At 40.0% G+C, this 20,770-nt stretch carries 23 protein-coding genes; 12 read left to right on the top strand and 11 right to left on the bottom strand.

Annotation, left to right across the window (positions count from 1 at the left end; genetic code table 11):
- Positions 1–27: 27 nt before the first annotated feature.
- The 5 genes from IGK03_RS12990 to IGK03_RS12970 all read right to left on the bottom strand — a co-directional run bounded on the left by IGK03_RS12990 (position 28) and on the right by IGK03_RS12970 (position 5,274).
- Positions 28–2,547, bottom strand: a complete 2,520-nt coding sequence (locus IGK03_RS12990) for a sigma 54-interacting transcriptional regulator (protein ID WP_002358978.1) — start codon at positions 2,545–2,547, stop codon at positions 28–30.
- A gap of 147 nt (positions 2,548–2,694) precedes the next feature.
- The gene (locus IGK03_RS12985) at positions 2,695–3,522 is read right to left on the bottom strand and encodes a PTS system mannose/fructose/sorbose family transporter subunit IID (RefSeq protein WP_002360964.1); all 828 of its coding nucleotides are present in this window, start codon (positions 3,520–3,522) and stop codon (positions 2,695–2,697) included.
- A complete protein-coding gene (locus IGK03_RS12980; protein ID WP_002365419.1) occupies positions 3,519–4,334 on the bottom strand; it encodes a PTS mannose/fructose/sorbose/N-acetylgalactosamine transporter subunit IIC in 816 nt (271 codons plus the stop codon). The genes IGK03_RS12985 and IGK03_RS12980 overlap by 4 nt, the downstream gene beginning before the upstream one ends.
- A gap of 16 nt (positions 4,335–4,350) precedes the next feature.
- Entirely contained in the window at positions 4,351–4,842 is a 492-nt protein-coding gene (locus IGK03_RS12975) for a PTS system mannose/fructose/N-acetylgalactosamine-transporter subunit IIB (protein WP_002354800.1), read from the bottom strand.
- 12 nt (positions 4,843–4,854) lie between these two features.
- Entirely contained in the window at positions 4,855–5,274 is a 420-nt protein-coding gene (locus IGK03_RS12970; protein WP_002354802.1) for a PTS sugar transporter subunit IIA, read from the bottom strand.
- 257 nt (positions 5,275–5,531) lie between these two features.
- Between IGK03_RS12970 and IGK03_RS12965 the strand changes: the two genes are divergently transcribed.
- From IGK03_RS12965 to IGK03_RS12955, 3 genes are all read left to right on the top strand, one after another.
- The gene (locus IGK03_RS12965; RefSeq protein WP_002354809.1) at positions 5,532–6,467 is read left to right on the top strand and encodes an ABC transporter ATP-binding protein; all 936 of its coding nucleotides are present in this window, start codon (positions 5,532–5,534) and stop codon (positions 6,465–6,467) included.
- Positions 6,460–7,230 (top strand): ABC transporter permease, encoded by a 771-nt coding sequence (locus IGK03_RS12960; RefSeq protein ID WP_002354811.1) that lies wholly within the window; start codon positions 6,460–6,462, stop codon positions 7,228–7,230. The genes IGK03_RS12965 and IGK03_RS12960 overlap by 8 nt, the downstream gene beginning before the upstream one ends.
- A gap of 192 nt (positions 7,231–7,422) precedes the next feature.
- Entirely contained in the window at positions 7,423–8,397 is a 975-nt protein-coding gene (locus IGK03_RS12955; protein WP_010713692.1) for a tRNA dihydrouridine synthase, read from the top strand.
- A 57-nt stretch (positions 8,398–8,454) separates the two neighbouring features.
- On the opposite strand, the gene IGK03_RS12950 is transcribed toward IGK03_RS12955, so the two are convergent.
- From IGK03_RS12950 to rpsN, 5 genes are all read right to left on the bottom strand, one after another.
- A complete protein-coding gene (locus IGK03_RS12950; RefSeq protein WP_049095870.1) occupies positions 8,455–9,990 on the bottom strand; it encodes a zinc ABC transporter substrate-binding protein AdcA in 1,536 nt (511 codons plus the stop codon).
- A gap of 20 nt (positions 9,991–10,010) precedes the next feature.
- Positions 10,011–10,133 carry a putative metal homeostasis protein gene (locus tag IGK03_RS12945; RefSeq protein WP_002383181.1) on the bottom strand — a complete coding sequence of 41 codons (123 nt, stop codon included), beginning with the start codon at positions 10,131–10,133 and terminating at the stop codon, positions 10,011–10,013.
- Positions 10,134–10,167: 34 nt separating this feature from the next.
- On the bottom strand, positions 10,168–11,142 hold the full coding sequence (locus IGK03_RS12940) for a CobW family GTP-binding protein (RefSeq protein ID WP_049095872.1): 975 nt from the start codon (positions 11,140–11,142) through the stop codon (positions 10,168–10,170).
- A 15-nt stretch (positions 11,143–11,157) separates the two neighbouring features.
- Positions 11,158–11,307: a 50S ribosomal protein L33 gene (gene rpmG / locus IGK03_RS12935; RefSeq protein ID WP_002354818.1), complete on the bottom strand. Its 150-nt coding sequence runs from the start codon at positions 11,305–11,307 to the stop codon at positions 11,158–11,160.
- Positions 11,308–11,417: 110 nt separating this feature from the next.
- Complete coding sequence (gene rpsN / locus IGK03_RS12930; RefSeq protein ID WP_002354822.1) at positions 11,418–11,687, bottom strand: 30S ribosomal protein S14; 270 nt, start codon at positions 11,685–11,687, stop codon at positions 11,418–11,420.
- Between the two features lie 200 nt (positions 11,688–11,887).
- Here rpsN and IGK03_RS12925 point away from each other — a divergent pair, with 200 nt between their 5' ends.
- From IGK03_RS12925 to lrgB, 8 genes are all read left to right on the top strand, one after another.
- Positions 11,888–12,286 carry an OsmC family protein gene (locus IGK03_RS12925; RefSeq protein ID WP_002394733.1) on the top strand — a complete coding sequence of 133 codons (399 nt, stop codon included), beginning with the start codon at positions 11,888–11,890 and terminating at the stop codon, positions 12,284–12,286.
- A gap of 362 nt (positions 12,287–12,648) precedes the next feature.
- Positions 12,649–13,371: a methionine ABC transporter ATP-binding protein gene (locus IGK03_RS12920; protein ID WP_002354824.1), complete on the top strand. Its 723-nt coding sequence runs from the start codon at positions 12,649–12,651 to the stop codon at positions 13,369–13,371.
- Entirely contained in the window at positions 13,368–14,039 is a 672-nt protein-coding gene (locus IGK03_RS12915; RefSeq protein ID WP_002368484.1) for a methionine ABC transporter permease, read from the top strand. The genes IGK03_RS12920 and IGK03_RS12915 overlap by 4 nt, the downstream gene beginning before the upstream one ends.
- Before the next feature lie 12 nt (positions 14,040–14,051).
- Positions 14,052–14,870 carry a MetQ/NlpA family ABC transporter substrate-binding protein gene (locus IGK03_RS12910; protein WP_002354826.1) on the top strand — a complete coding sequence of 273 codons (819 nt, stop codon included), beginning with the start codon at positions 14,052–14,054 and terminating at the stop codon, positions 14,868–14,870.
- Positions 14,871–14,961: 91 nt separating this feature from the next.
- On the top strand, positions 14,962–16,731 hold the full coding sequence (locus IGK03_RS12905; protein WP_010706971.1) for a sensor histidine kinase: 1,770 nt from the start codon (positions 14,962–14,964) through the stop codon (positions 16,729–16,731).
- Positions 16,712–17,440, top strand: coding sequence for a LytR/AlgR family response regulator transcription factor (locus IGK03_RS12900; RefSeq protein WP_049095874.1), 729 nt, complete (start codon positions 16,712–16,714; stop codon positions 17,438–17,440). The genes IGK03_RS12905 and IGK03_RS12900 overlap by 20 nt, the downstream gene beginning before the upstream one ends.
- A 151-nt stretch (positions 17,441–17,591) precedes the next feature.
- Positions 17,592–18,011, top strand: a complete 420-nt coding sequence (gene lrgA / locus IGK03_RS12895; protein ID WP_002354829.1) for an antiholin-like murein hydrolase modulator LrgA — start codon at positions 17,592–17,594, stop codon at positions 18,009–18,011.
- Positions 18,008–18,691 (top strand): antiholin-like protein LrgB, encoded by a 684-nt coding sequence (lrgB, locus tag IGK03_RS12890; protein ID WP_002354830.1) that lies wholly within the window; start codon positions 18,008–18,010, stop codon positions 18,689–18,691. The genes lrgA and lrgB overlap by 4 nt, the downstream gene beginning before the upstream one ends.
- 213 nt (positions 18,692–18,904) lie before the next feature.
- Here lrgB and IGK03_RS12885 read toward each other — a convergent pair whose 3' ends face one another.
- The gene (locus IGK03_RS12885) at positions 18,905–19,450 is read right to left on the bottom strand and encodes a cysteine hydrolase family protein (RefSeq protein ID WP_002389413.1); all 546 of its coding nucleotides are present in this window, start codon (positions 19,448–19,450) and stop codon (positions 18,905–18,907) included.
- Between the two features lie 164 nt (positions 19,451–19,614).
- Between IGK03_RS12885 and IGK03_RS12880 the strand changes: the two genes are divergently transcribed.
- Complete coding sequence (locus IGK03_RS12880; RefSeq protein ID WP_010776194.1) at positions 19,615–20,628, top strand: alpha/beta hydrolase; 1,014 nt, start codon at positions 19,615–19,617, stop codon at positions 20,626–20,628.
- The last annotated feature ends 142 nt before the right edge of the window (positions 20,629–20,770 follow it).

Here is a 20,770-nt window from a genome sequence, read left to right as displayed (position 1 = left end):
CTGGAAAGTGGCTTTTCCCATCCCCTCTCACCGAGAAGACAAAATTTCATAAATCACATAGAGTTCCCAGTTGGAAATTTCTATTCGATAAAACTGTTCTAGGGTATAGAAAATGTTCTTAGCATTTTGGAAAAATGGTTTTTGGTTAATGGTTAGTTCCTCAAGGTTAGCAGGGATTTCATAGTCTTCAACGCCGAGCATTGTCCGCTCTACCATGAGCGCGTTGTGCATCATTAAGTTAAATTTCATTTTGCCGCTGAGTGTGAGGTCGAAGCGTTTTTCAATGTTTTTTGTAACGTTTTCGACTTGTTTAATAATGACGTCAGGATTTAGAAATTCTAGTTTTTCTGACAAGCCTTCTTTCGAGAAGAAGTGAACAAACTCGTTAATCATGCTATCAATGTTATTGGGATGCATCAAGTTTTGGAAAGGTTCCATCAACTGGGTTCCTGCATCTTCGTCTAACATGTCTAAGAGATTCACGCTAGCAACATTCGTATGATTGTCTAAGTAGGACGTCGTCAAAATGAGCGAGGTTTCTTTTAAATAATTTTCTTCGGCGTTGGCAATGTCTAACGTGTTTACCAAATCTTTGTATTTTAGGGTAATGACTTTAATGTCAGTATACAGGTATTTTTGACAGATTTGTTTGATTTGCTTGGCAATATCCAGACCTGAAATACTAGAGACAATGATATTTTTTTCCACTGAAAAGCCTTCAAAGTACTGTACATCGGTTTTAAATTTTTTTTCAGCGGTTTTAGCAATACCATAGAAAAGTTGTTCGTTCATTAATTGATGACCAATTTCCAACGCATAGGCAGTGGTCAGGTTGTTGATCACCAAGAGTTCTCCAAGAATTTGCGGTTTCAAACTTTTATAAAGTTGTGTCAGGGAACCCATATCGACGAGCATAATGACGCCTTGTGATGTGTCCCGCTGAGAAAGCCAGTCTTTAACTTCGGCGACGATATCTCGGACGGAGGAGGTTAAGGGCATGTTAATCGCATCGAAAATATAGGTACCACATAATTTGTTGGCAACGGCTTGAATACTTGTGGCAGTCGATTCACCATGCGCCACGAGGAGCGCTTGGTAAGGAATCGTTTCAGAAATTTCCCCGCTGAGTAATACAGATAAGAGTACCTCTGTCAAGAAACGGTATTCTTCTGGCAGCGGACTGACTAAGTTTTTGACGAGGGAAACCGTTCGCGGATAGTGTTCTTTTAACTGTGCTTGGACTGGAAGGAGCATTGTTTCGTTAAATGTTGGCGGTAAAATTTTCAGCAATTTGGCAACATCTTTCATCGGTTTTTCAGTTTGTTCAGGTTGGTTAATAATTAGTTTGTTTTTGGTTTGGACTTCCGTGACTAGGTTTTGTAAAAAGTAATCATTTTCTAAGGTTATTTCATCGTCTAAACAATATTTAATGAATTGTGTCAGTTCAGTTTTTAAGTGGGCCAGTGTTTTTTCTTTTGTAAATAAGGCTTCAAATGTTGCGAAAATATCGGAAGAAAGTGTGTCTTCTTCTAACACTTCTTTGTCTAAAGGAATCGCAATCATTGGTTGAGTCGCATCGCCAATGACGACGGGTTGATTGGGCAAAGTTTTTCGTAATTGCGACGCGCAAAGGAGCTGCACTTTGTTGGATAAACTTCCCACGTTACCAGGTTCGTCATTTTCTAATAATGCCGTAAAGATTTCTTCGTCCACGTTGATGTCTTTGGTCATTCGTTTCGCTTCTCGGTGGAATAAGTTTTTCAAAATCGCAATCCGTTCTCGAATGGGGCGCTCTTTGAAGTTCGGAAGTGAGACGATTACGGAAATTCGGCGATAAAAGGTTGGTAATAAGACTTTTTTCGGGTTTTCGGTGGTCGCAAATAGTAGTCGAACCTTGGAATGCACCATTTTTCCTTCTTCACCAATGGGGCGGAAGGTCCCTGTATCCATAAACTGAAAGAGTTTTTCTTGGTTTTCGTTGGATAATCGATGTACTTCATCTAAAAAGAGTACGGAATTATTAGCTTGGGCTAAGAGTCCTTGCTTTTCTGATTCAGCTCCAGTGAATGCGCCTTTGGTATGGCCGAAGAGAATGGATGATAGCAATTCGGGATTGTTGGCATAATCGGCACAGTTAAAGGTGTAGAATTTTTCCAGGCCAATGATTTGTTCATTTTTCAGATATTCATAAATCAACTTTGCCAAAAAGCTTTTGCCGACGCCACTGGCTCCATGGATTAATAAAGGCATACCCAATGGGGGATACAACATAGCGGCTTTGCATTGTTCGATGGCTTTTTTGGCGCTGCCTTGGCTACCGATGTATTGTCGAAACACATCGGTCGTGGGGGTTGTTGCACGGGTTAATTGCCAATAAACGGGTTTTTTTCCCGTTTGTTGGACTTCACCTTTTTCCAATAATTTATTTAAGTATAAGCTGGTTACCGAGCGGCTTAATTGAATTTTTGTGGCAATTTCTTGTGTGCTCATCGGGGTGTTGCTGGTTTCTAAAATATCAACTAAGTGTTGGTAGGTCTCCAAGCGCATGATTCATCGTCCTTCCAAAAGAGAGGTCGGGACAGGGGTTGCTTCTGTTCCCGCCGTTTATCAGCTTTTAAGCCTGAGATAAAAATCACTTTGGATTTTTGTCTCAGGCTCTAAGTGTTTAATAATTAAATGTTTATTGTTTCAATTTTAACAGATGCCTAGTAATCCTAGCAAGATGCCTAAGAACATGATGCCAAACATCACTACGTTAACATTGACTTTTTTGCGTAATAACCAGAAAGCAAGTAATGTCACGGCTAATGGTACGATACCGACGAATAGTTGATCCAAATAGTCTTGGATTTTAACTACGTCTTCGCTTCCTTTAACGGAAACTTCAAGAATCGTTTTGAATTTTACATTTGAAGCAGTCATACTGCCCATCATCATTAAGCCTAGCATACTCGATACTTTTGTGAGTATCTTCATTCCGCCTGATTCGTACATTTTTTGGATAAAACTTTCACCGATTGAGTAGCCGCTATACAACGCATAATAGTGAATTAAGAACGCAGGGACGTTGTATAAAAGTAAGAAGACAATCGCCCCTAATGGCGAACCAGTGCTGGCTAATGAAATCCCAATACCGGCAGCAATGACACGCAAGATGCCCCAGAAGAAGGAATCACCGATGCCTGAAAGTGGCCCCATTAGTGAGGCTTTAACCGCTGTAATAGAGCTAGCATCAAAATTTTCGTCTTCACTGTTTTGTTTTTCCATCGAAGCAACGAGCCCCATGATGAAGTTATTGATATGCATGGTTGCATTGAACCAAGTGGTGTGACGCACCAATGCCTCGGCCCGTTCTTCCTTGGTTTTATAAAAACGATTGATAACTGGGAGTAAAGTGTACATGACACCCACTGCGTGGTATTGTGTAGCTCCTGTCCGGCTAGCGTTCATCGTCCAAGAACGCCAGAAAACAGAGCGCATCATTTTTTTCTCTTCTTTAGATAAATTCTCTTTTAACTTCATGCGAAAAAGTCCTCCTCTTCGATTTCTTTCGCGCTGCCTTCAACCGCAGAAGACGCCGCAGGTTTTCTTTTTAGAATGTCGCGAAATTCTACATCCCGTTGGGCACTCACGACACAAATTACTGTTCCGATGACCGCTACCGCAACGGCTGGTAATTGTAGGTACGCGGTTAAAACAAAGCCTAAAATGTAAAAGACGGCTAATTTATTATCCCATAACAGTTTCATTAACATAGCAAACCCAACGGCAGGTAAAAGTCCGCCAGCTGCGCTTAAGCCGTTCATCAAATTTTGTGGAATACTTTCAACAAACAGATTTACTGGCCCGCTTCCTGCTAAAATTCCGATAAATGAAATCGAAGCGATGATTAAATAATAAATAATCCACGTTCCGTAATGCAGTGTCACAACCATTTTTTGGTTGCCTTCACGTGCTGCTTTGTCAAGAGAAGGAGCAAAGATATTCATAAAGACATTTTTTAAAAACATCACCACGAAAGCAGCTAACATCCCAATTGGTACGGCTAACGTCATGGCGGCTTTTTGTTCGACATTTGAAATAATTGCAAACGTTGTGGCTAAAGTAGTCGCAGTTACAGGTTCCGCGGCGATAACACCACCGATATTAACATTTCCTAAGAAAATTGCTTCCAAAGAGGCCCCCATTAAGACCCCTGTTTTCATGTCGCCCATTAAAATTCCTGTGACTAATCCAACGACTAAGGGACGTTCCATCATACTTTGACCAGTTAAATAGTTCCCAGCAAAACAGATAAATACAGCTAAGGCTGCCATTGTTGCATGCATAAGCATTGTTCATTTCCTCCTTTTAATTGACGGCTTGTTTTAGACTTAATTTTGAGTTGGTTGGCAGTACTTGGTTATAGCTTTCCACGTGAGTCAAACTGGCTAATTCTTTGGCAGCTTCTAACTCTTCAGGGTTTAATTGGACACTTGGGAAAACCATTGTTTTGGTGGCTGGATCTGATTTATCAAAGCGGCCAGCGTTGGCAACATTCACACTTTCAATATCTGTCACGTTTTTCGCAATTTTAGTAGCATCCGCTACACTGTTCACAATTACAAAAATTCGTTTGTCTTTGCCACGAGGATCATTAAAGACATCAATCGCATCATCGACTGAGCGAATTAATAGTTTCATGCCATTAGGGACAGCCATTTTTAACGTCATTTGCATTACTTCGTTTTTGGCTGCTTCATCATTCGCTACAACTAATAAGGGGGCATTCAATTCTTTGGTCCAAACTACGGCTACTTGGCCGTGAATTAATCTGTCGTCTACTCGTACTTGTGTAATCATTTTAATTTCCTCCTAAAAAAAGTTTTCTTCTTCATTTGATGGGTTTAATTCAACGAATTGAATTTGTGCTTCAGCAATTGCTGCTTGAATATCTTCTTTGGTTAGCTTTTCGCCTTCTTTTAAGAAAATCAGCGACAAGGCAATGGCTAAGTTGGCATTGGAAATGATAAAAACATTGTCTGGTTTTGTCGTCATGACTTCTTGAACAATTTTTTGATTGACACTACCACCATATAAATCTGTTAAAATAATAGCTTGTTCTTCTGCGCCAAGGGACTGAAGAAACGTTTGAATAATTGGCGTGTAGTCCTCAGGAGTCACATAGGCATTGATGACCGCCAGCTCTTTTCCTTTGTCTGCGAGAATATCCAAGGAACTTTGGAAGCCTTTCGCTAAGTTTCCGTGACTAGCAATTAAAAATTTTCTTTTCATTCTTTTCACCTCACTTTTATATAAAGCAAGTTCTGTGCCAAAAAAAGAGAACTCTAAATCCTTGATTTGAAAGGGTTTTAACGCTCTCGAAACTGTTTAAACAGTTTCAAGTCAAAATAAACACGTTAATCGTTGGCTAGTTTGTTGTTGAAAAATAGCTAAGCAAAACTGTGAAATTTAATCAAAATAACCCCCGTTTTTATCGAGAAGTGTTACAATAATATTCATGAATATTTATACATTAAGGAGAGTTACGAATGACTGATGCTCTTGTGATACAAGATTTACGCAAAGTGTACGCTTCAGGTGTTGAAGCGTTGCGGGGGATTGATTTAACAGTCGAAGAAGGCGATTTTTATGCTCTTTTGGGACCGAATGGCGCAGGAAAATCAACGACGATTGGGATTGTGACCTCGTTAGTTAATAAGACTTCGGGGAAAGTCAAAATTTTTGGGTATGATTTAGATACGGAGATGGTGCGGGCGAAGCAACAGATTGGGTTAGTGCCGCAGGAGTTTAACTTCAATCCGTTTGAAACGGTCCAGCAGATTGTGGTCAATCAAGCGGGCTATTATGGGGTGTCTCGTAAAGAAGCCATGAAACGGAGTGAAAAGTATTTAAAACAATCCAATTTATGGGAAAAACGGAACGAGCGGGCTCGAATGCTTTCTGGCGGAATGAAACGTCGCTTGATGATTGCTCGCGCGCTGATGCATGAGCCGAAGTTATTGATTTTAGATGAACCAACTGCAGGTGTCGATATTGAATTGCGCCGTGAAATGTGGGCCTTTTTACAAGAGTTAAATGCGCAGGGAACCACGATTATTTTGACGACCCATTACTTAGAAGAAGCTGAGATGTTGTGTCGCAACATTGGGATTATTCAGTCTGGTGAATTGATTGAAAACACCAGCATGAAGCACTTGTTAGCAAAATTACAATTTGAAACGTTTATTTTTGATTTAGCACCTTATACGCAGGCGCCAGTTATTGAAGGCTATCAAAGCGTATTTGAGGACGAGTTAACGTTAGCGGTGGAAGTAGAACGAAACCAAGGAGTCAATCACTTGTTTGAACAGCTAAGTCAACAAGGAATCAAAGTATTGTCAATGCGGAATAAGTCCAACCGTTTGGAAGAGCTCTTCTTGAAGATTACTGAGGATACGTACCAAAGGGAGGATCAACATGTTTAGTCTGTATTTTACTGCTTTAAAAAGTTTAGCTGTGAAGGAAACCAACCGTTATTTACGGATTTGGGTCCAAACACTGGTACCGCCAGTGATTACGACGTCCTTATATTTTGTGATTTTTGGGAAAATGATTGGCGGGCGAATTGGCGACATGGGCGGTTTTTCTTATATGGAATTTATCGTGCCAGGTTTAATTATGATGTCAGCCATTACAAGCTCGTACGCCAATGTTTCATCTTCCTTTTTCTCACAAAAATTCCAGAAAAATATCGAAGAAATTCTCGTGGCGCCAGTTCCAACTCATGTGATTATTTGGGGATTTGTGATTGGTGGCGTTGGTCGTAGTATTTTGGTCGGTGCGTTAGTCACCATCATTTCTCTATTTTTTGTCCCATTGCACGTTGTTTCTTGGCTGATGGTCATCATGACTTTATTGATGACAGCGATTCTTTTTTCTTTAGCTGGTTTGTTAAATGGTATTTTTGCGCAATCCTATGATGATGTATCGATTGTGCCGACCTTTGTGTTACAGCCTTTAACCTATTTGGGTGGGGTTTTCTATGCCATTTCCATGTTGCCGCCATTTTGGCAAGCTGTCTCAAAAGTTAATCCGATTGTTTACATGATTTCTGGGTTCCGCTACGGTTTCCTAGGGGTTCAAGATGTGCCAATTGGTATTTCTATGACCATTTTAATCTTATTTATTGTCGTTTTATATGGCATTTGTTGGTACCTTGTAGAAACAGGGCGTGGCTTACGTAGTTAAGCCTGACGTAAAAAGATTAAACTGTCTGAATCACTCATTCTAGCGAGCAGATTCAGACAGTTTTCTTGTTTCTAAGTATGCCTTTTTTGATTCTTCGTGCATTTCCCTGTATAATAGCAATGTTTCGCACCAGAATATGTCGACAAGTTGTCGTTGAAAATAAAGAAAAAATCAGAAACGGAGTATATGAAGATGAGCAAGAATTTTTGGGCAACATTGCCAAAGCCCTTTTTTGTTTTAGCACCAATGGAAGATGTCACTGATGTGGTCTTTCGTCATGTCGTGAAAGAAGCTGGGGCACCAGATGTGTTTTTTACAGAGTTTACTAATTCAGATAGTTATTGTCATCCTGAAGGGAAAGACAGTGTGCGCGGGCGCCTCGTTTTTACAGAAGATGAACAGCCGATGGTGGCACATATTTGGGGAGATAAACCGGAATTTTTCCGTGAAATGAGTATCGGCATAGCGGAGATGGGCTTTCAAGGATTAGATATAAATATGGGCTGTCCTGTGCCTAACGTGGCTGAGCGTGGAAAAGGCAGCGGGCTGATTTTGCGCCCAGAAGTTGCGGCTGAATTGATTGACGCCGCCAAAGCAGGTGGCTTACCTGTTAGTGTCAAAACACGCATTGGGTTTACTGAAATGGCGGAAATGGAGGCGTGGATCACGCATTTATTAGAGCAAGACATTGCGAATCTATCCATTCATTTGCGAACACGAAAAGAGATGAGCAAAGTGGATGCCCATTGGGAGGTCATTCCGCAAATTATGGCTATTCGGGACCGTGTCGCACCGCAAACGACAATTACGATTAATGGGGATATTCCCGATCGTCAAAAGGGCCTAGAATTAGCAGAACAATATGGTGTAGATGGCATCATGATTGGTCGGGGGATTTTTAAAAATCCTTATGCCTTTGAAAAAGAACCCAAAACACATACGCCACAAGAATTACTGGGCTTGTTACGTTTACAATTGGATTTGCAAGACAAGTATGCAGAATTGGTGCCTCGCTCCATCGTTGGGCTGCATCGCTTCTTCAAAATTTATGTCAAAGGCTTTCCAGGTGCCAGTGATTTAAGAGCACAATTAATGAATACAAAATCAACGGATGAAGTGCGCCAGTTGTTAGCGACGTTTGAAGCAGAACATGGTGTGCTTGACTAAATAAAAAAAGAGAGGAGGTAGCATTTTAGCTAATGCTACCTCCTCTCTTTTGAATGCTTAATGCGCAATCATTTCTTGGGCAATTTCTTGTTTGCTTAAGTCGTTTGGATAATACGTTGGCCAGTTGTCCATTTCATTGAACAGACTTTCTTGGCTATCGCCGCCGAAGAAGATGTGGAAATGAGCGGCTTTCGTTGGTGCGATGTTGTGGTCGCTAAATTGGACGTATTTAAACCGCCCAGCATTGGCATCGTCTGTTTCAAAAAGGAAACGGACGCCACGGTTGCCTTTTGCATAGTTTAAAATTTTATAACCGGCTGCTTTATAGGTGAATTTTTGTGGTTTGCCATTGACCAGAAATTCAATGGTGGAATCAGTGATGTTGATATGGTCGACATCGGTTTGATAACCGGCATCATAGTAGGTTTTGTATTCGGCTGGTGTTTTATCTTTTTTCAGTTTCGCTTTGTAATCGAAGACTTGGTCTAATGTGCCATCTTTTAATAAAGGATAGACGGATTGCCAATTTCCAGCGTAATCTGTCAGTGTTCTCTCAGCCACCTCACTGTCTTTGAAATAGCCGTTAGCCACGGTTTTTTCTGTTTTTTCAGAGGTTTCTGGTTGAACCTCTTTCCCGGCTGTATCTGTTGTTTTTTTCAAAGCAGTTAAGTTTTCTTTCATTACAGAAAGATAATCTTCGCCATTGTCCATTTGTTTTTGTGTCAAACTTTCTAGCGGGTTTAGGACTTCCAATTGAACATTTGCTTCGTCAGCTAACGTTTTAGCAATTTTATCGTTGGCATTTTTTTCAAAATAAATATAGCGAATTTGGTTGTCTGTGACATATTTTTTCAACTCTGCCAAGCGCCCTGCTGTTGGCTCTTGTTCAGGTGTTAAACCAGCTATTGGCACTTGTTTTAAGCCGTAATCTAAGGCAAGATAACCAAATGCAGCATGTTGGGTAACAAAACTTTTTTGCTTAGCGTCTTTCAAAGCTGTTTGGAACTCTTTGTCTAAGGCTGTTAATTTTGTTAAGTATTTTTCTGCGTTTGTTTCAAATGTTTTGGCTTTTTTAGGGTAAAGTTTGACTAATTGTTCTTTGATGTTTGTAACTTCTTGGATGGCACGATGGGGCGAAACCCAAGTATGCGGATCTAATTCATGGTGGTGGCCTTCTTCGCCATGTTCGTGGTCATGGTCGTGTCCGTCTTCGTCACTGCCAGGAAGTAAGACCATGTTTTCGGTACCTTTAATGACGTTCGGGGCTCCTTTTTTCCAGCCTTTAGCAGCTTTTGGTACCCAAGATTCCATATTTTCATTGTGGTAAACGAAAACATCCGCATCATGGATGGTAGCCATATCTTTGGCGGATGGTTCATAATCGTGGGGTTCAGAACCAGCAGGGATTAACAATTTGACGTCTCCTTCATCGCCTACAATATTTTTAGTGAAATCGTACATAGGATAAAAAGTCGTGACAATGGATAGTTTTTCTTTACCGTCAGCGGTTTTATCAGAGGTGTTTGTTTTGCCGCAAGCGCCGAAAAGGATTAGCGCTAAGGCGGCTAACAGGGGAAGAGTAAATTTTTTCATAGGTGTGCTCCTTTAGTGAATTACGCAATTTTCTTTTGTTTATTGCGCTTATGTTCTTTAATGATTTTAAGTGCGCGTTTTCGTGTTTTGATGTTGGGACTTTTCAGTCGACGATAAGCGCTAGATAAGTCAGTTTTTTCCATTATATATAGGACCTCCATTTCGTAAAAAATTAATTTACGGAGTAGCTATTTTGTTGAGGGTTTGAAAGGTTTCTTGGATTTTTTTTGTCTCTAATTCTTTGCCAATCAGAACAATTGTCGTTTCTTGAGGGGGTTGATTCGTCATTTGAAAGGCCACTTGCTGGTTGACGCCTTGCATGGCAATGGCCAAGTCATGCTCCTGTAAGGCGAGAATCCCTTTGAAACGGTATAACTTTTCCTGATGTGTATACATTAACCAATCAAGCCAACGAGTGAAAAGAGGTTCGTTGAGGGCTGAGGACGCCGTTAACGTAAGGGAGTGAAAGGTATGGTGATGATGCTCATGGGCGTGCTCATGCGGGGAATGAGTCATTTCGTGTTCTGTAAGTGTTGCCGTAAACTTATTTAATTGAAAAAAGTCACTAGCCAAAAGAGGCTCGTTGGCTTGAAAGGATAAAATATCAGCAAAAGGATTAATGGTACGAAGGGTTTCTTGGAACGTTGATAGCTGAGTGCTGTCTGCTGGTTCCTTGACAGAAAAAAAGAGGCGATCTGCTAAGGCCAGTTGTTTGATGGCTTCGGCTTCTTGAAGCTGTTGTTGCCAATGATGCCCATCAACGACCGTTAAGAGACTGTCTATATAGAAATGATTTTTGATGTGCGGGGTCGTTAAAATTGTTTGAATGATTGGTTGCGGATCAGCAATGCCCGTTGTTTCTAAAATGACTTGGGCAATGGGTTGTTGTTCTTCTTGGTACACTTCTAAGATTGCTGATAAAGAGGCAAGAAGATCTCCTCGTAAGCTGCAGCACATGCAACCGTTATTTAATTGAATAATTCGTTCCGTGGTTTGTAAAAGTAATGCGTGGTCAACGCCTGTTTGACCAAATTCATTTTCAATAATAATAATTTCTTCTTTAGGAAACGGTGACTGCGCAAGCGCATGGTTAATTAAGGTTGTTTTTCCTGCGCCTAAAAAGCCAGAAACAATGGTGATTGGAATGCCCATCAAGTTTTCCTCCTGTTATTTGACTTCAGTGAAAAGTGCGCGGCGCCGTAATTTTGGTGAATATTTTTTCAGCTGTAATTTTTCTGGTGTATTTCGTTTGTTTTTACTTGTTAAGTAAAGGCGCTCGCCAGTTTCAGCGCAAGCTAACGTAATGGTTTGGCGCATAGTACCGTCCTCCAATTTGATTTTTTTAATTGCGTATAAAAGATAAAGGGGGCTGCGAGGTCAGCCCAAATGCGACCGTCCTCGCTAGTTGTCTTTATCGAAATAATGAGTTACCAGCTTGCTTTTTTGACGCCAGGAATCAAGCCTTGGTGAGCCAATTCACGGAAACGAATCCGAGACATGCCAAATTTACGCATGTAGCCACGTGGGCGCCCATCTGTTTGATCGCGGAGTTTTAAGCGACTTGGATGAGCATCTTTTGGCAATTTGCTAAGACCTTCATAATCGCCAGCTTCTTTTAAGGCTTGGCGAATAGGCGCATATTTTGCAATCATTGCTTGTTGTTTTTTTGCTTTAGCAATTTTTGATTTTTTAGCCATAAGGCACTTCCTTTCTTTTTGGATTTATAAAATCTAAATCGTAATGGTTACGATTTGAACGGAAGTATATTATCAGGTGTTGCGTTGTTTGTCAAGTTAGAATTTCGTTTTTTTTAGGACTTGCTAAGTTGAGAAGTTAGAAATGTTTGTTTTAGCGCTGTTTTGTAGTATCTTTTAAGAAAGAGTAAAAAGGAGTGAAGATGGCAATGGTAGAACGTTTGACGATTATTCGTGGTGTGGAAAAATTTGAATTACAAACGAAAACAGCGCGCTGGGTGTTAGCAAAAGAAGAGGGATATTCGCCAGTTCAAATGCTCGTTTCGGCAATTGGCGCTTGTGGGGGGTACGTGTATCAATCCGTTTTGGAAAATTCGCACATTCCCTTTGAGTTTGAAAAAATAGAAGTCACGTATTCAAGAGAAGTAGAGAGACGCGCACAACCATTAAAACAGGTGACGATTCTCTTTTATGTGTCTGTTCCAGAAGCCTTTCAAGCACGGGCGACACGGTGTTTGAAGCTTGTCTCCCCAAACTGTCCAGTGATTCAATCATTAGCTGAAAGAATTACTGTCGAAGAAACAGTTGTATTTAAAAAGTAAACCATTAGAGACATTATCGTTACGAGCGCTTTTCCCTTTTTGGATGCCTCGTTTCTGAGAATGTCTTTTTTTAGTAGGAGCGTGGGGAAATAGCTGTAGAAACAGGAAATTTTTAATTCATTTGTACAAAATAATACAGACAAAAAACAGATAGTGTTTTTTTCACAAATAAAAAGGTTGCTTTTTTTTCTGTTTTAGTAGATGATGTAAGTAGTTACATCTCTGATATACCGCTGTTTTTCGAAACGTGTGTTATTTTTTAATTCGTAATAGTTTTTTTAAATCGTTTCACAGAATTACTTTAATTGTTATACAGTTTTTTTAGTTGTTATAGTTTGTTTGTCGGCCTTTAGGAGGTAATCATGATTGAGTTAGTGAATGTGTCGAAAGTCTATCAAGAGACACACGCGTTAAAAAATATTCACTTTTCTGTCCAACCAGGAGAAATCGTTGGGATTGTTGGGAAAAGTGGCTCTGGCAAGTCCACGTTGTTACGTTTGTTGAATTTAATGGAACAACCGAGTGAAGGGGAGATTCGTATTGATGGCAGAAATGTTCAAACCTTCTCTAAAAAAGAAGTTCGCCAGCAGCAACAACAAATGGGGATGGTGTTTCAGCATTACAATTTGTTAGAAAATTTGAAAATTTATGATAATGTTGCGTTGCCTTTGAAACTTTTAAAAGAGAAACAGCCTGAAAAAATTGAGCGTTTATTAACGTTTGTTGATATGGCCCATAAGGCAGAAGCGTATCCTGCTCAGCTTTCTGGTGGGGAAAAACAGCGTGTCTCTATTGCTCGAGCGTTGAGCCGTAATCCAAAATGGTTATTATGTGACGAGGCAACGAGTTCATTAGATGAAGAAAATACAGAAAGTGTCGTTCGACTATTACATAAGACGCATCAGGAATTCCGACCGACTATTTTCTTTGTTAGTCACGAATTAGAAACCGTGAAGCGCTTATGTAATCGTATCTTAGTGATGGAAAAAGGTCAGTTAATTGGCGAATTTCTGAATAATCCTCAGCAATATGAGGAAGAACCGCTTTCCTATTTAGAAAAAGTGGAAAGGAGTTTGCGTCCATGACTTTTTCAGAAACCTTTGCCGAATATTGGCCATCTATGCTGGTCGGTTTAAAAGAAACAGGGATTATGATGTCGATTTCGATGGCTATCTGTTTGCTTGTCGGCTTGCCTTTAGGCTTAGGACTATTTTTGGCTAATCCGAAAGTCAAAGGGCATCAACCTTGGCTATACTGGGTTTTAAATTTCATTGTAACTGTTATTCGTTCGTTTCCTTATTTATTATTTGTGATTGCGTTGATTCCAGTTACTCGTTCTGTTTTAGGAAAGGCGTTTGGCCCAATTCCTTCATCTGTGCCATTGAGTATTGTTGCGATCGCGATTTTTGCTCGCTTGGTTGAACAAGTGCTGTTGGATGTTCCAGAAGAAATTTATTTTTTAGCTAATTCGTTAGGCACCTCGAAAGTCCAATACATTTGGCACTTTTTATTGGTGGAAGCACGTAGCGGATTGGTCCTTGCTTACACAACCACGACAGTGAGTATGGTTTCATATTCCACGGTGATGGGTGTTGTTGGTGGCGGCGGGATTGGCGATTTTGCAGTTCGTGTCGGGTATCAACGGTATGAATACGGTATTATGTATGTTGCCATTGTGATTATGATTGCACTGGTCTTCATTTTACAAATGCTTGGGAACTTCATTGCCCAAAAACTAGACAAAAGAAAGTAGGAGGACAAAAGAATGAAGAAGTTTTATTTAGCAACATTCGCTGTTATTGCAACAGTTATTTTAGCTGCCTGTGGGGGAAATAAACAAGCAGATCAGAAAGAAGACAAGGAGATTACCGTGGCCGTGCAATTGGAATCTTCAAAAGATATCTTGGAGATTGCCAAGAAAGAAGCTGAGAAAAAAGGGTACAAAATTAACATTATGGAAGTGAGCGACAATGTTGCCTACAACGATGCCGTGCAACATGACGAAGCGGATGCTAATTTTGCGCAACATCAACCCTTCATGGAAATGTTTAACAAAGAGAAAAAAGCTGATTTAGTGGCTGTGCAACCGATTTATTATTTTGCTGGTGGTTTCTATTCAAAAGAATACCAAGATGCGAAAGATTTACCTGAAAATGCCAAAGTGGGGATTCCTAGCGATCCAACCAATGAAGGTCGTGCTTTAGCAATTTTAAATGCAAACGGCGTGATTAAATTAAAAGAAGGTGTCGGCTTTAACGGCACGGTGGCAGATGTCGTGGAAAATCCTAAAAACATTACTTTTGAAAGCATTGATTTACTGAATTTAGCTAAAGCCTATGATGAAAAAGACATCGCTATGGTGTTCTGCTACCCAGCCTACTTAGAACCTGCTGGTTTAACAACGAAAGATGCGATTTTGTTAGAAGATGAAGAAGCAAGTAAACATTACGCATTGCAAGTTGTGACACGTAAAGGCGAAAAAGATAGCGAAAAGATCAAGGTTTTAAAAGAAGCGATGACAACAAAAGAAGTTGCTGAATACATCAAGAAAAATTCTAAAGGCGCTAATATCCCTGCGTTTTAATGAATAGAAAAAATGAAGCCTCTTTTTTGAGAAGCTTCATTTTTTTCTTTTCCTTGATTTATAGTATAGTTAATAGGAAGGAGGTGCCGGTGTGGTCGAATTATTTATTTTAATGATGGAACGGGTGGGCTTAATTATTTTACTGGCCTTTCTTTTAGTGAATGTGCCTTATTTTAAGCGTGTTTTATTAAGTCGTGAAAAAATGTCTTCAAAAGTTCAGTTGATTTTGATTTTTGGTTTATTTGCTATTATTTCTAATTTTACAGGTATCGAAATCGCTAAGAATCAGATTGTTCCCAATAATTTACTAACCTATTTAAGCAGCAATGCTTCCATTGCGAATACGCGTACGTTAGTAATTGGCGTTTCTGGATTAGTGGGTGGTCCGATTGTCGGCAGTACGGTTGGTTTAATTGCTGGCTTTCATCGGGTTATTCAAGGCGGGGGGCATAGTTTCTTTTATGTGCCTGCTTCTTTAATTGTTGGCTTAATTGCTGGTTTTTTAGGGAGCCGCATGGCAAAGCAAACCGTTTTTCCGTCTGCCGGCTTTTCTGCCATTGTCGGAGCGTGCATGGAAATGATTCAGATGATGTTTATTTTCTTTTTCAGCGGTGATCTATCGGATGGAGCCACGTTGGTTCGTTTTATTGCGCTGCCGATGATTTTGTTAAATAGCGTAGGAACGTTCATTTTTATGTCGATTCTAACGACGACATTGAAACAAGAAGAGCAGGCCAAAGCGGTTCAGACGCACGATGTTTTGGAATTAGCAGCGGAAACACTGCCATATTTTCGAGAAGGACTCAATAAAAATTCCAGCAAAAAAGTTGCGGAGATTATTAAGCATTATACAAAAGTCAGTGCGATTAGCATGACAAACAGTCATCAAATTTTAGCTCATGTTGGCGCAGGAAGCGACCATCATATTCCAGAGCTAGAAGTCATTACAGAGCTTTCTCGGGAAGTGTTACGGACGGGCCGAATGACCATCGCACATGCCAAAGAAGAAGTTGGTTGTTCGGACCCTAATTGTCCGTTGCAAGCGGCGATTGTGATTCCATTATTTTCCCATCAGCAAATTGTTGGCACCTTAAAAATGTACTTTACGGATCCAGCGCAGTTAACGCATGTCGAGGAACAGTTAGCAGAAGGTCTTGGGACAATTTTTTCTTCACAAATTGAATTAGGGGAAGCGGAAGTACAATCAAAATTACTTAAAGAAGCTGAAATTAAATCCTTGCAAGCGCAAGTGAACCCGCATTTCTTCTTTAATGCCATCAATACTATTTCCGCATTAATGCGGAAAGACAGTGAAAAAGCGCGGAAACTATTGCTCCAATTAAGTAAATACTTTCGAGGCAACTTACAGGGAGCCGTGCAAACTACGATCCCAGTTTCACAAGAACTAGAACAAGTAAAAGCCTATTTGTCATTAGAACAAGCACGGTTTCCGAATCGTTATCAAGTAACATTTGACGTGGAAGAAGCGGTTGCTTCAGAAAAAGTACCGCCGTATGCGATTCAGGTGTTAGTGGAAAATACCATCAAGCATGCATTTGGCAGCCGGAAGGAGAACAATCAAGTTCGGGTAGTGGTCAAAGCAAAACAACATAAATTACATGTGGATGTGTATGACAATGGGCAAGGGATTCCTGAAGAACGCCGCTTGTTATTAGGAAAGACGACAGTGACTTCGGAAAAAGGCACCGGCACGGCACTGGAAAACTTGTCCCGCAGAATGGCGAACCTTTATGGATCAGAAGGTTGTTTTTTAATTGAAAATTTAGAGACAGGCGGGAGCCATGTTCATTTAGAAATCCCGATGGAACAGGAGGAATTAGATGCACGTATTAATCGTTGATGATGAACCCTTAGCACGAGAAGAATTGAGTTATCTTGTTTCCCAACATCCGCAAGTGATGAGCGTTGCAGAAGCGGATTCTGTGGCGGAGGCAATGGAAGAGATGATGGATCAAAAGCCAGATTTGTTATTTTTAGATATTCATTTGACCGATGAAAGCGGGTTTGATTTAGCGGAAAAATTAACCCATCTTAAAAAAGCGCCCTACTTGGTCTTTGCAACCGCCTATGATCAATATGCGTTAAAGGCCTTTCAAGTGAATGCAAAAGATTATATTTTGAAACCTTTTGAAGAAGAAAAAATAACACAAGTCATTGAAAAAGCATCGAAAGAAATGGCTCAAGCTGTCCCAGAAAACACTGCTGAAAAAGGACCGAAATCTGAAGCAATACCTATTCAAGGAGAAGACCGCATTTATCTTGTGGCGCCAGAAGATATTTACCTCGTTTCTGTCGAAGAACGGCAACTGAGCATTTTTGTGGATCAACAGGTCTACAAGATGACAGGGACCCTCAACAGTATCGAACAGAAATTACCTGCCACGCTCTTTATTAAAACGCATCGAAGTTTCATCTTGAATCGAACAAAAATTCAAGAAATCCAGCCGTGGTTTAATAACACGTTGCAAGTAATTTTAACCAACGGCTCAAAAGTACCTGTTAGCCGTTCATACGTCAAAGAATTTAAAGAAAAACTTGGCTTAAGTTAAAAAATCACCACTTGAAATGTCGAATGCATTTCAAGTGGTGATTTTTGCATTTGGTGAAGAAATTCTGGCATTTCATGAAAAAAAGCCCTTAAAAAAACGTTTTCTTTATATACTTAACCCATAGAAAACAGAGAAAAGGGAGCGAAGAAGAATGGAAAAGAAAGTATATTCATTTTTACAACAAGCAGCAGTTTTTGCCATTATTATGTTAATCGCCAACGGCTTGGCGTTCATTTCCCCAATACCAATGCCTGCTTCAGTAATTGGCATGGTGTTATTGTTCATTGGTTTATGTACAAAAGTTGTTAAATTGGAGCAAGTGGAAGGGCTAGGTAATAGCTTATCAACGGTTATTACATTTTTATTTGTTCCTTCAGGGATTTCCTTAGTTAATTCTTTAGGGATTATGCAACAATTTGGCGTTCAAATTGTTTTTGTTATTTTAGTAGCGACACTAGCGTTACTAGCAACGACTGGTTGGACGGGCGCCTTTTTATTGCATATGAAAGATGCTCGAAAAGAAAAAGAACCCGCAGCAACGAAGAAAGCGAAAGGAGAGGTTCGCGCATGAATCCGTATGTTGGCATTATTATTTCATTAGCTGTATTTGGCATAGGTACTTGGTTGTTTAAAAAAAGCAAAGGTTTCTTCTTATTTACGCCATTATTCGTTGCGATGATTTTAGGCGTTGTCGTTTTAAAAGTAACAGGAATTAGTTACGAGCAATACAATGAAGGTGGCAAATATATCAGCTTCTTTCTAGAGCCTGCGACAGTAGCGTTTGCGATTCCTTTATATAAAAAGAGAGACGTATTGAAAAAATATTGGTTAGAAATTTTAACGGCGTTAACAATTGGTTCTTTTGGTTCGCTAGTGGCTGTTTATTTTGCAGGAAAAGTGATTGGCATGGATAATCATTTAGTGGCCTCAATCTTACCACAAGCTGCTACAACAGCGATTGCCGTACCTATTTCTCAAACTGTTGGCGGCATTGCTTCTATTACGGCGTTTACCGTAATCTTCAATGGTGTACTAACCTATGCCTTGGGTCGAATTGCATTGAAATGGTTTAAGATTAACAATCCAATCGCCAAAGGTTTAGCTTTAGGTGCGGCCGGACATGCCCTAGGTGTGGCAGTTGGCATGGAAATGGGTGAAACAGAGGCTGCTATGGCTAGTATTTCTGTCGTAGTGGTTGGCGTAGTTACTGTTTTAGTAGTTCCTTTCTTTGCAACGGTCATTGGTCTATAAAAAAGTGAGGAATCCCACTTTTTTATGAGTAGCTAATTTCTATCAGCTAGCAGTCTCTGCTTATTCTGTGAATGCTAGTTATCACTAATCCGCAGGCTCGGAGTTAAAATGAGTGTAAAAAAGCCAACCTTATCCATAGTAAGGTTGGCTTTTGTGTTGTTTACAGGATTTTTTGAGTATAGATAGGGCGCATGGAAGGATTGACCAGTCTTTTTATAGAATGGTTGCTCCTAAAGTTTGTTTAAAGTGGCGTAACGCCCATTCGTGTCCTTGTTCATCAAAACTAGCAACGGCGCGTTCAGGAATCATTAATTGATAGCCTAAATTATAGGCATCAACAGCCGTATGCAACACGCAAATATCTGTACAAACACCAGTTAAACAAAGCTCTGTAATTCCTCGTTCTCGTAACCGAATGTCCAAATCCGTGCCACTAAAAGCAGAATAGTGCCGTTTGTCCATCCAATAAACGGTTGCCTCATTTTTGTGAGCTTGATAAAAATCAGCTAGCGAGCCAAACAGATTACGCCCGTCAGTTCCTAAGACATTGTGGGGCGGGAAAAGTTTATTTTCAGGATGATAGCGATCTAGGGGGTCATGCCCATCAATGGCAAAAACCACAAAATCGCCATTGTCAAAATAGTGCTTTGTTTGTTGAACAAGGGCCGTTTCAATAGCTTGTCCAGCGGCACCAGTGGTTAGTTTTCCGTCTGTGGCGACAAAATCATTTGTATAATCAATGGAAATCAGAGCTTTCATTTGGCAACCTCCTAAAGGTTAAAGTCATTTTGTTCATTTTACAGCTTTTAAGAGGGCATTTCAAATGATAAAAGTACATCAAATTCTAAAAAGCTGTTTCAAAATAAACGCTTTGGCTAAAAAACATGCTATAATTTTGCTACAAATTAAAGCAGGTGAATAGAGTGAAAAGAAAAATCGTACGTTTTATCCTTTGGTTGTTAGGAATCATTGTGGTTATTTGCTTAGGTGTGTTTCTCGCCTTTCAATTATCTCCTAAGCCAGGCGCTTGGGTCATCAACCAGTTATTCGCAGGCGAAGTTGAAATAAAAGATTCAGCTTCCTATGATAAAGCATTGCCCAATGTTCAATTGCAAGAAAATCAAACATACCCTTCTTCAAGAAAAAAGAATACCTTTGATTTGTATTATCCCCAAACGTCAAAACAAGCGGTACCAGTCGTTTTATGGGTCCATGGTGGTGGCTATGTGGGAGGAGATAAGTCTGGGATGAAAGAATTTGCGACACGTTTAGTGGCTGATTCCTCAGTTGCCTTTATTTCAATGAATTATGAATTAGCACCAGACGCACCTTATCCAAGCCAGCTCCAGCAGGTCAATGAACTTGTTCAATTTTTATTAGAAAAGAAACAAGCATATCCCATGTTAGATTTATCTAAGCTTTTTATTGGCGGGGACAGTGCGGGTGCACAGATTGCTCTACAATATGCAACAGTTCAAACCAATGCCAACTATGCCAAAGAACTAGGGATGACTGCAGCGTTGCCGGCTAGCCATTTAAAAGGCACACTCTCGTATTGTGGTCCGGTGGATTTGAAACAAATGGCCAACCAACAAAGTGATAATCGTTTTATGAAATTTTTCGTTAAAACAGTGGCTTGGTCCTTGCTCGGCACTAAAGACTGGCAGACGAGTGCAGAACTGCAAGAAGTGAGTTTAGTGGATAAAGTCACCAAAGAATTTCCCCCGACGTATCTAACAGATGGCAATAGTTTTTCATTCCAAGATCAAGGACTAGCCTTGGTTCAGCGGTTAAAAACTTTAAATGTTCCAGTTTCAACTCTCTTTTTCAAAGATAAGAAAGCAACAATCACCCACGAATATCAATTCGACTATCAAACAAAAGAAGCTAAACAATGTTACCAAGAAACAGTCCAGTTTGTGAATACGTATAAATAAACAGAGGCCTTAGAAATATTTCTAAGGCCTCTGTTTATTTATTTTTGTCATTTTTTTAGCTGAGAAATATGTATAAATTAAACAAAAATGTTTATTTAATGATGTTTACATGAGAAAAAATCCGTGCTATACTACGAACTCG

Origin of the sequence: Enterococcus sp. DIV2453a, from assembly GCF_050533535.1 — a bacterium.
Classification (GTDB): Bacteria; Bacillota; Bacilli; order Lactobacillales; family Enterococcaceae; genus Enterococcus; species Enterococcus faecalis.
Note: the sequence above shows the minus strand (reverse complement) of the source record. Positions and strands in the feature narration are given on the sequence as shown.

Excerpts from the sequence above, each read along its gene's own strand:
- IGK03_RS12960 (WP_002354811.1), top strand. The coding sequence starts at position 6,460 with ATGTTTAGTCTGTATTTTACTGCTTTAAAAAGTTTAGCTGTGAAGGAA.
- IGK03_RS12965 (WP_002354809.1), top strand. The coding sequence starts at position 5,532 with ATGACTGATGCTCTTGTGATACAAGATTTACGCAAAGTGTACGCTTCA.
- IGK03_RS12940 (WP_049095872.1), bottom strand. The coding sequence starts at position 11,142 with ATGGGCATTCCAATCACCATTGTTTCTGGCTTTTTAGGCGCAGGAAAA.
- rpsN (WP_002354822.1), bottom strand. The coding sequence starts at position 11,687 with ATGGCTAAAAAATCAAAAATTGCTAAAGCAAAAAAACAACAAGCAATG.
- rpmG (WP_002354818.1), bottom strand. The coding sequence starts at position 11,307 with ATGCGCCAAACCATTACGTTAGCTTGCGCTGAAACTGGCGAGCGCCTT.
- IGK03_RS12920 (WP_002354824.1), top strand. The coding sequence starts at position 12,649 with ATGATTGAGTTAGTGAATGTGTCGAAAGTCTATCAAGAGACACACGCG.
- IGK03_RS12900 (WP_049095874.1), top strand. The coding sequence starts at position 16,712 with ATGCACGTATTAATCGTTGATGATGAACCCTTAGCACGAGAAGAATTG.
- IGK03_RS12975 (WP_002354800.1), bottom strand. The coding sequence starts at position 4,842 with ATGATTACACAAGTACGAGTAGACGACAGATTAATTCACGGCCAAGTA.
- IGK03_RS12955 (WP_010713692.1), top strand. The coding sequence starts at position 7,423 with ATGAGCAAGAATTTTTGGGCAACATTGCCAAAGCCCTTTTTTGTTTTA.
- IGK03_RS12945 (WP_002383181.1), bottom strand. The coding sequence starts at position 10,133 with ATGGAAAAAACTGACTTATCTAGCGCTTATCGTCGACTGAAAAGTCCC.
- IGK03_RS12990 (WP_002358978.1), bottom strand. The coding sequence starts at position 2,547 with ATGCGCTTGGAGACCTACCAACACTTAGTTGATATTTTAGAAACCAGC.
- IGK03_RS12885 (WP_002389413.1), bottom strand. The coding sequence starts at position 19,450 with ATGAAAGCTCTGATTTCCATTGATTATACAAATGATTTTGTCGCCACA.
- IGK03_RS12915 (WP_002368484.1), top strand. The coding sequence starts at position 13,368 with ATGACTTTTTCAGAAACCTTTGCCGAATATTGGCCATCTATGCTGGTC.
- lrgB (WP_002354830.1), top strand. The coding sequence starts at position 18,008 with ATGAATCCGTATGTTGGCATTATTATTTCATTAGCTGTATTTGGCATA.
- IGK03_RS12970 (WP_002354802.1), bottom strand. The coding sequence starts at position 5,274 with ATGAAAAGAAAATTTTTAATTGCTAGTCACGGAAACTTAGCGAAAGGC.
- lrgA (WP_002354829.1), top strand. The coding sequence starts at position 17,592 with ATGGAAAAGAAAGTATATTCATTTTTACAACAAGCAGCAGTTTTTGCC.
- IGK03_RS12980 (WP_002365419.1), bottom strand. The coding sequence starts at position 4,334 with ATGCTTATGCATGCAACAATGGCAGCCTTAGCTGTATTTATCTGTTTT.
- IGK03_RS12910 (WP_002354826.1), top strand. The coding sequence starts at position 14,052 with ATGAAGAAGTTTTATTTAGCAACATTCGCTGTTATTGCAACAGTTATT.
- IGK03_RS12950 (WP_049095870.1), bottom strand. The coding sequence starts at position 9,990 with ATGAAAAAATTTACTCTTCCCCTGTTAGCCGCCTTAGCGCTAATCCTT.
- IGK03_RS12925 (WP_002394733.1), top strand. The coding sequence starts at position 11,888 with ATGGCAATGGTAGAACGTTTGACGATTATTCGTGGTGTGGAAAAATTT.
- IGK03_RS12985 (WP_002360964.1), bottom strand. The coding sequence starts at position 3,522 with ATGAAGTTAAAAGAGAATTTATCTAAAGAAGAGAAAAAAATGATGCGC.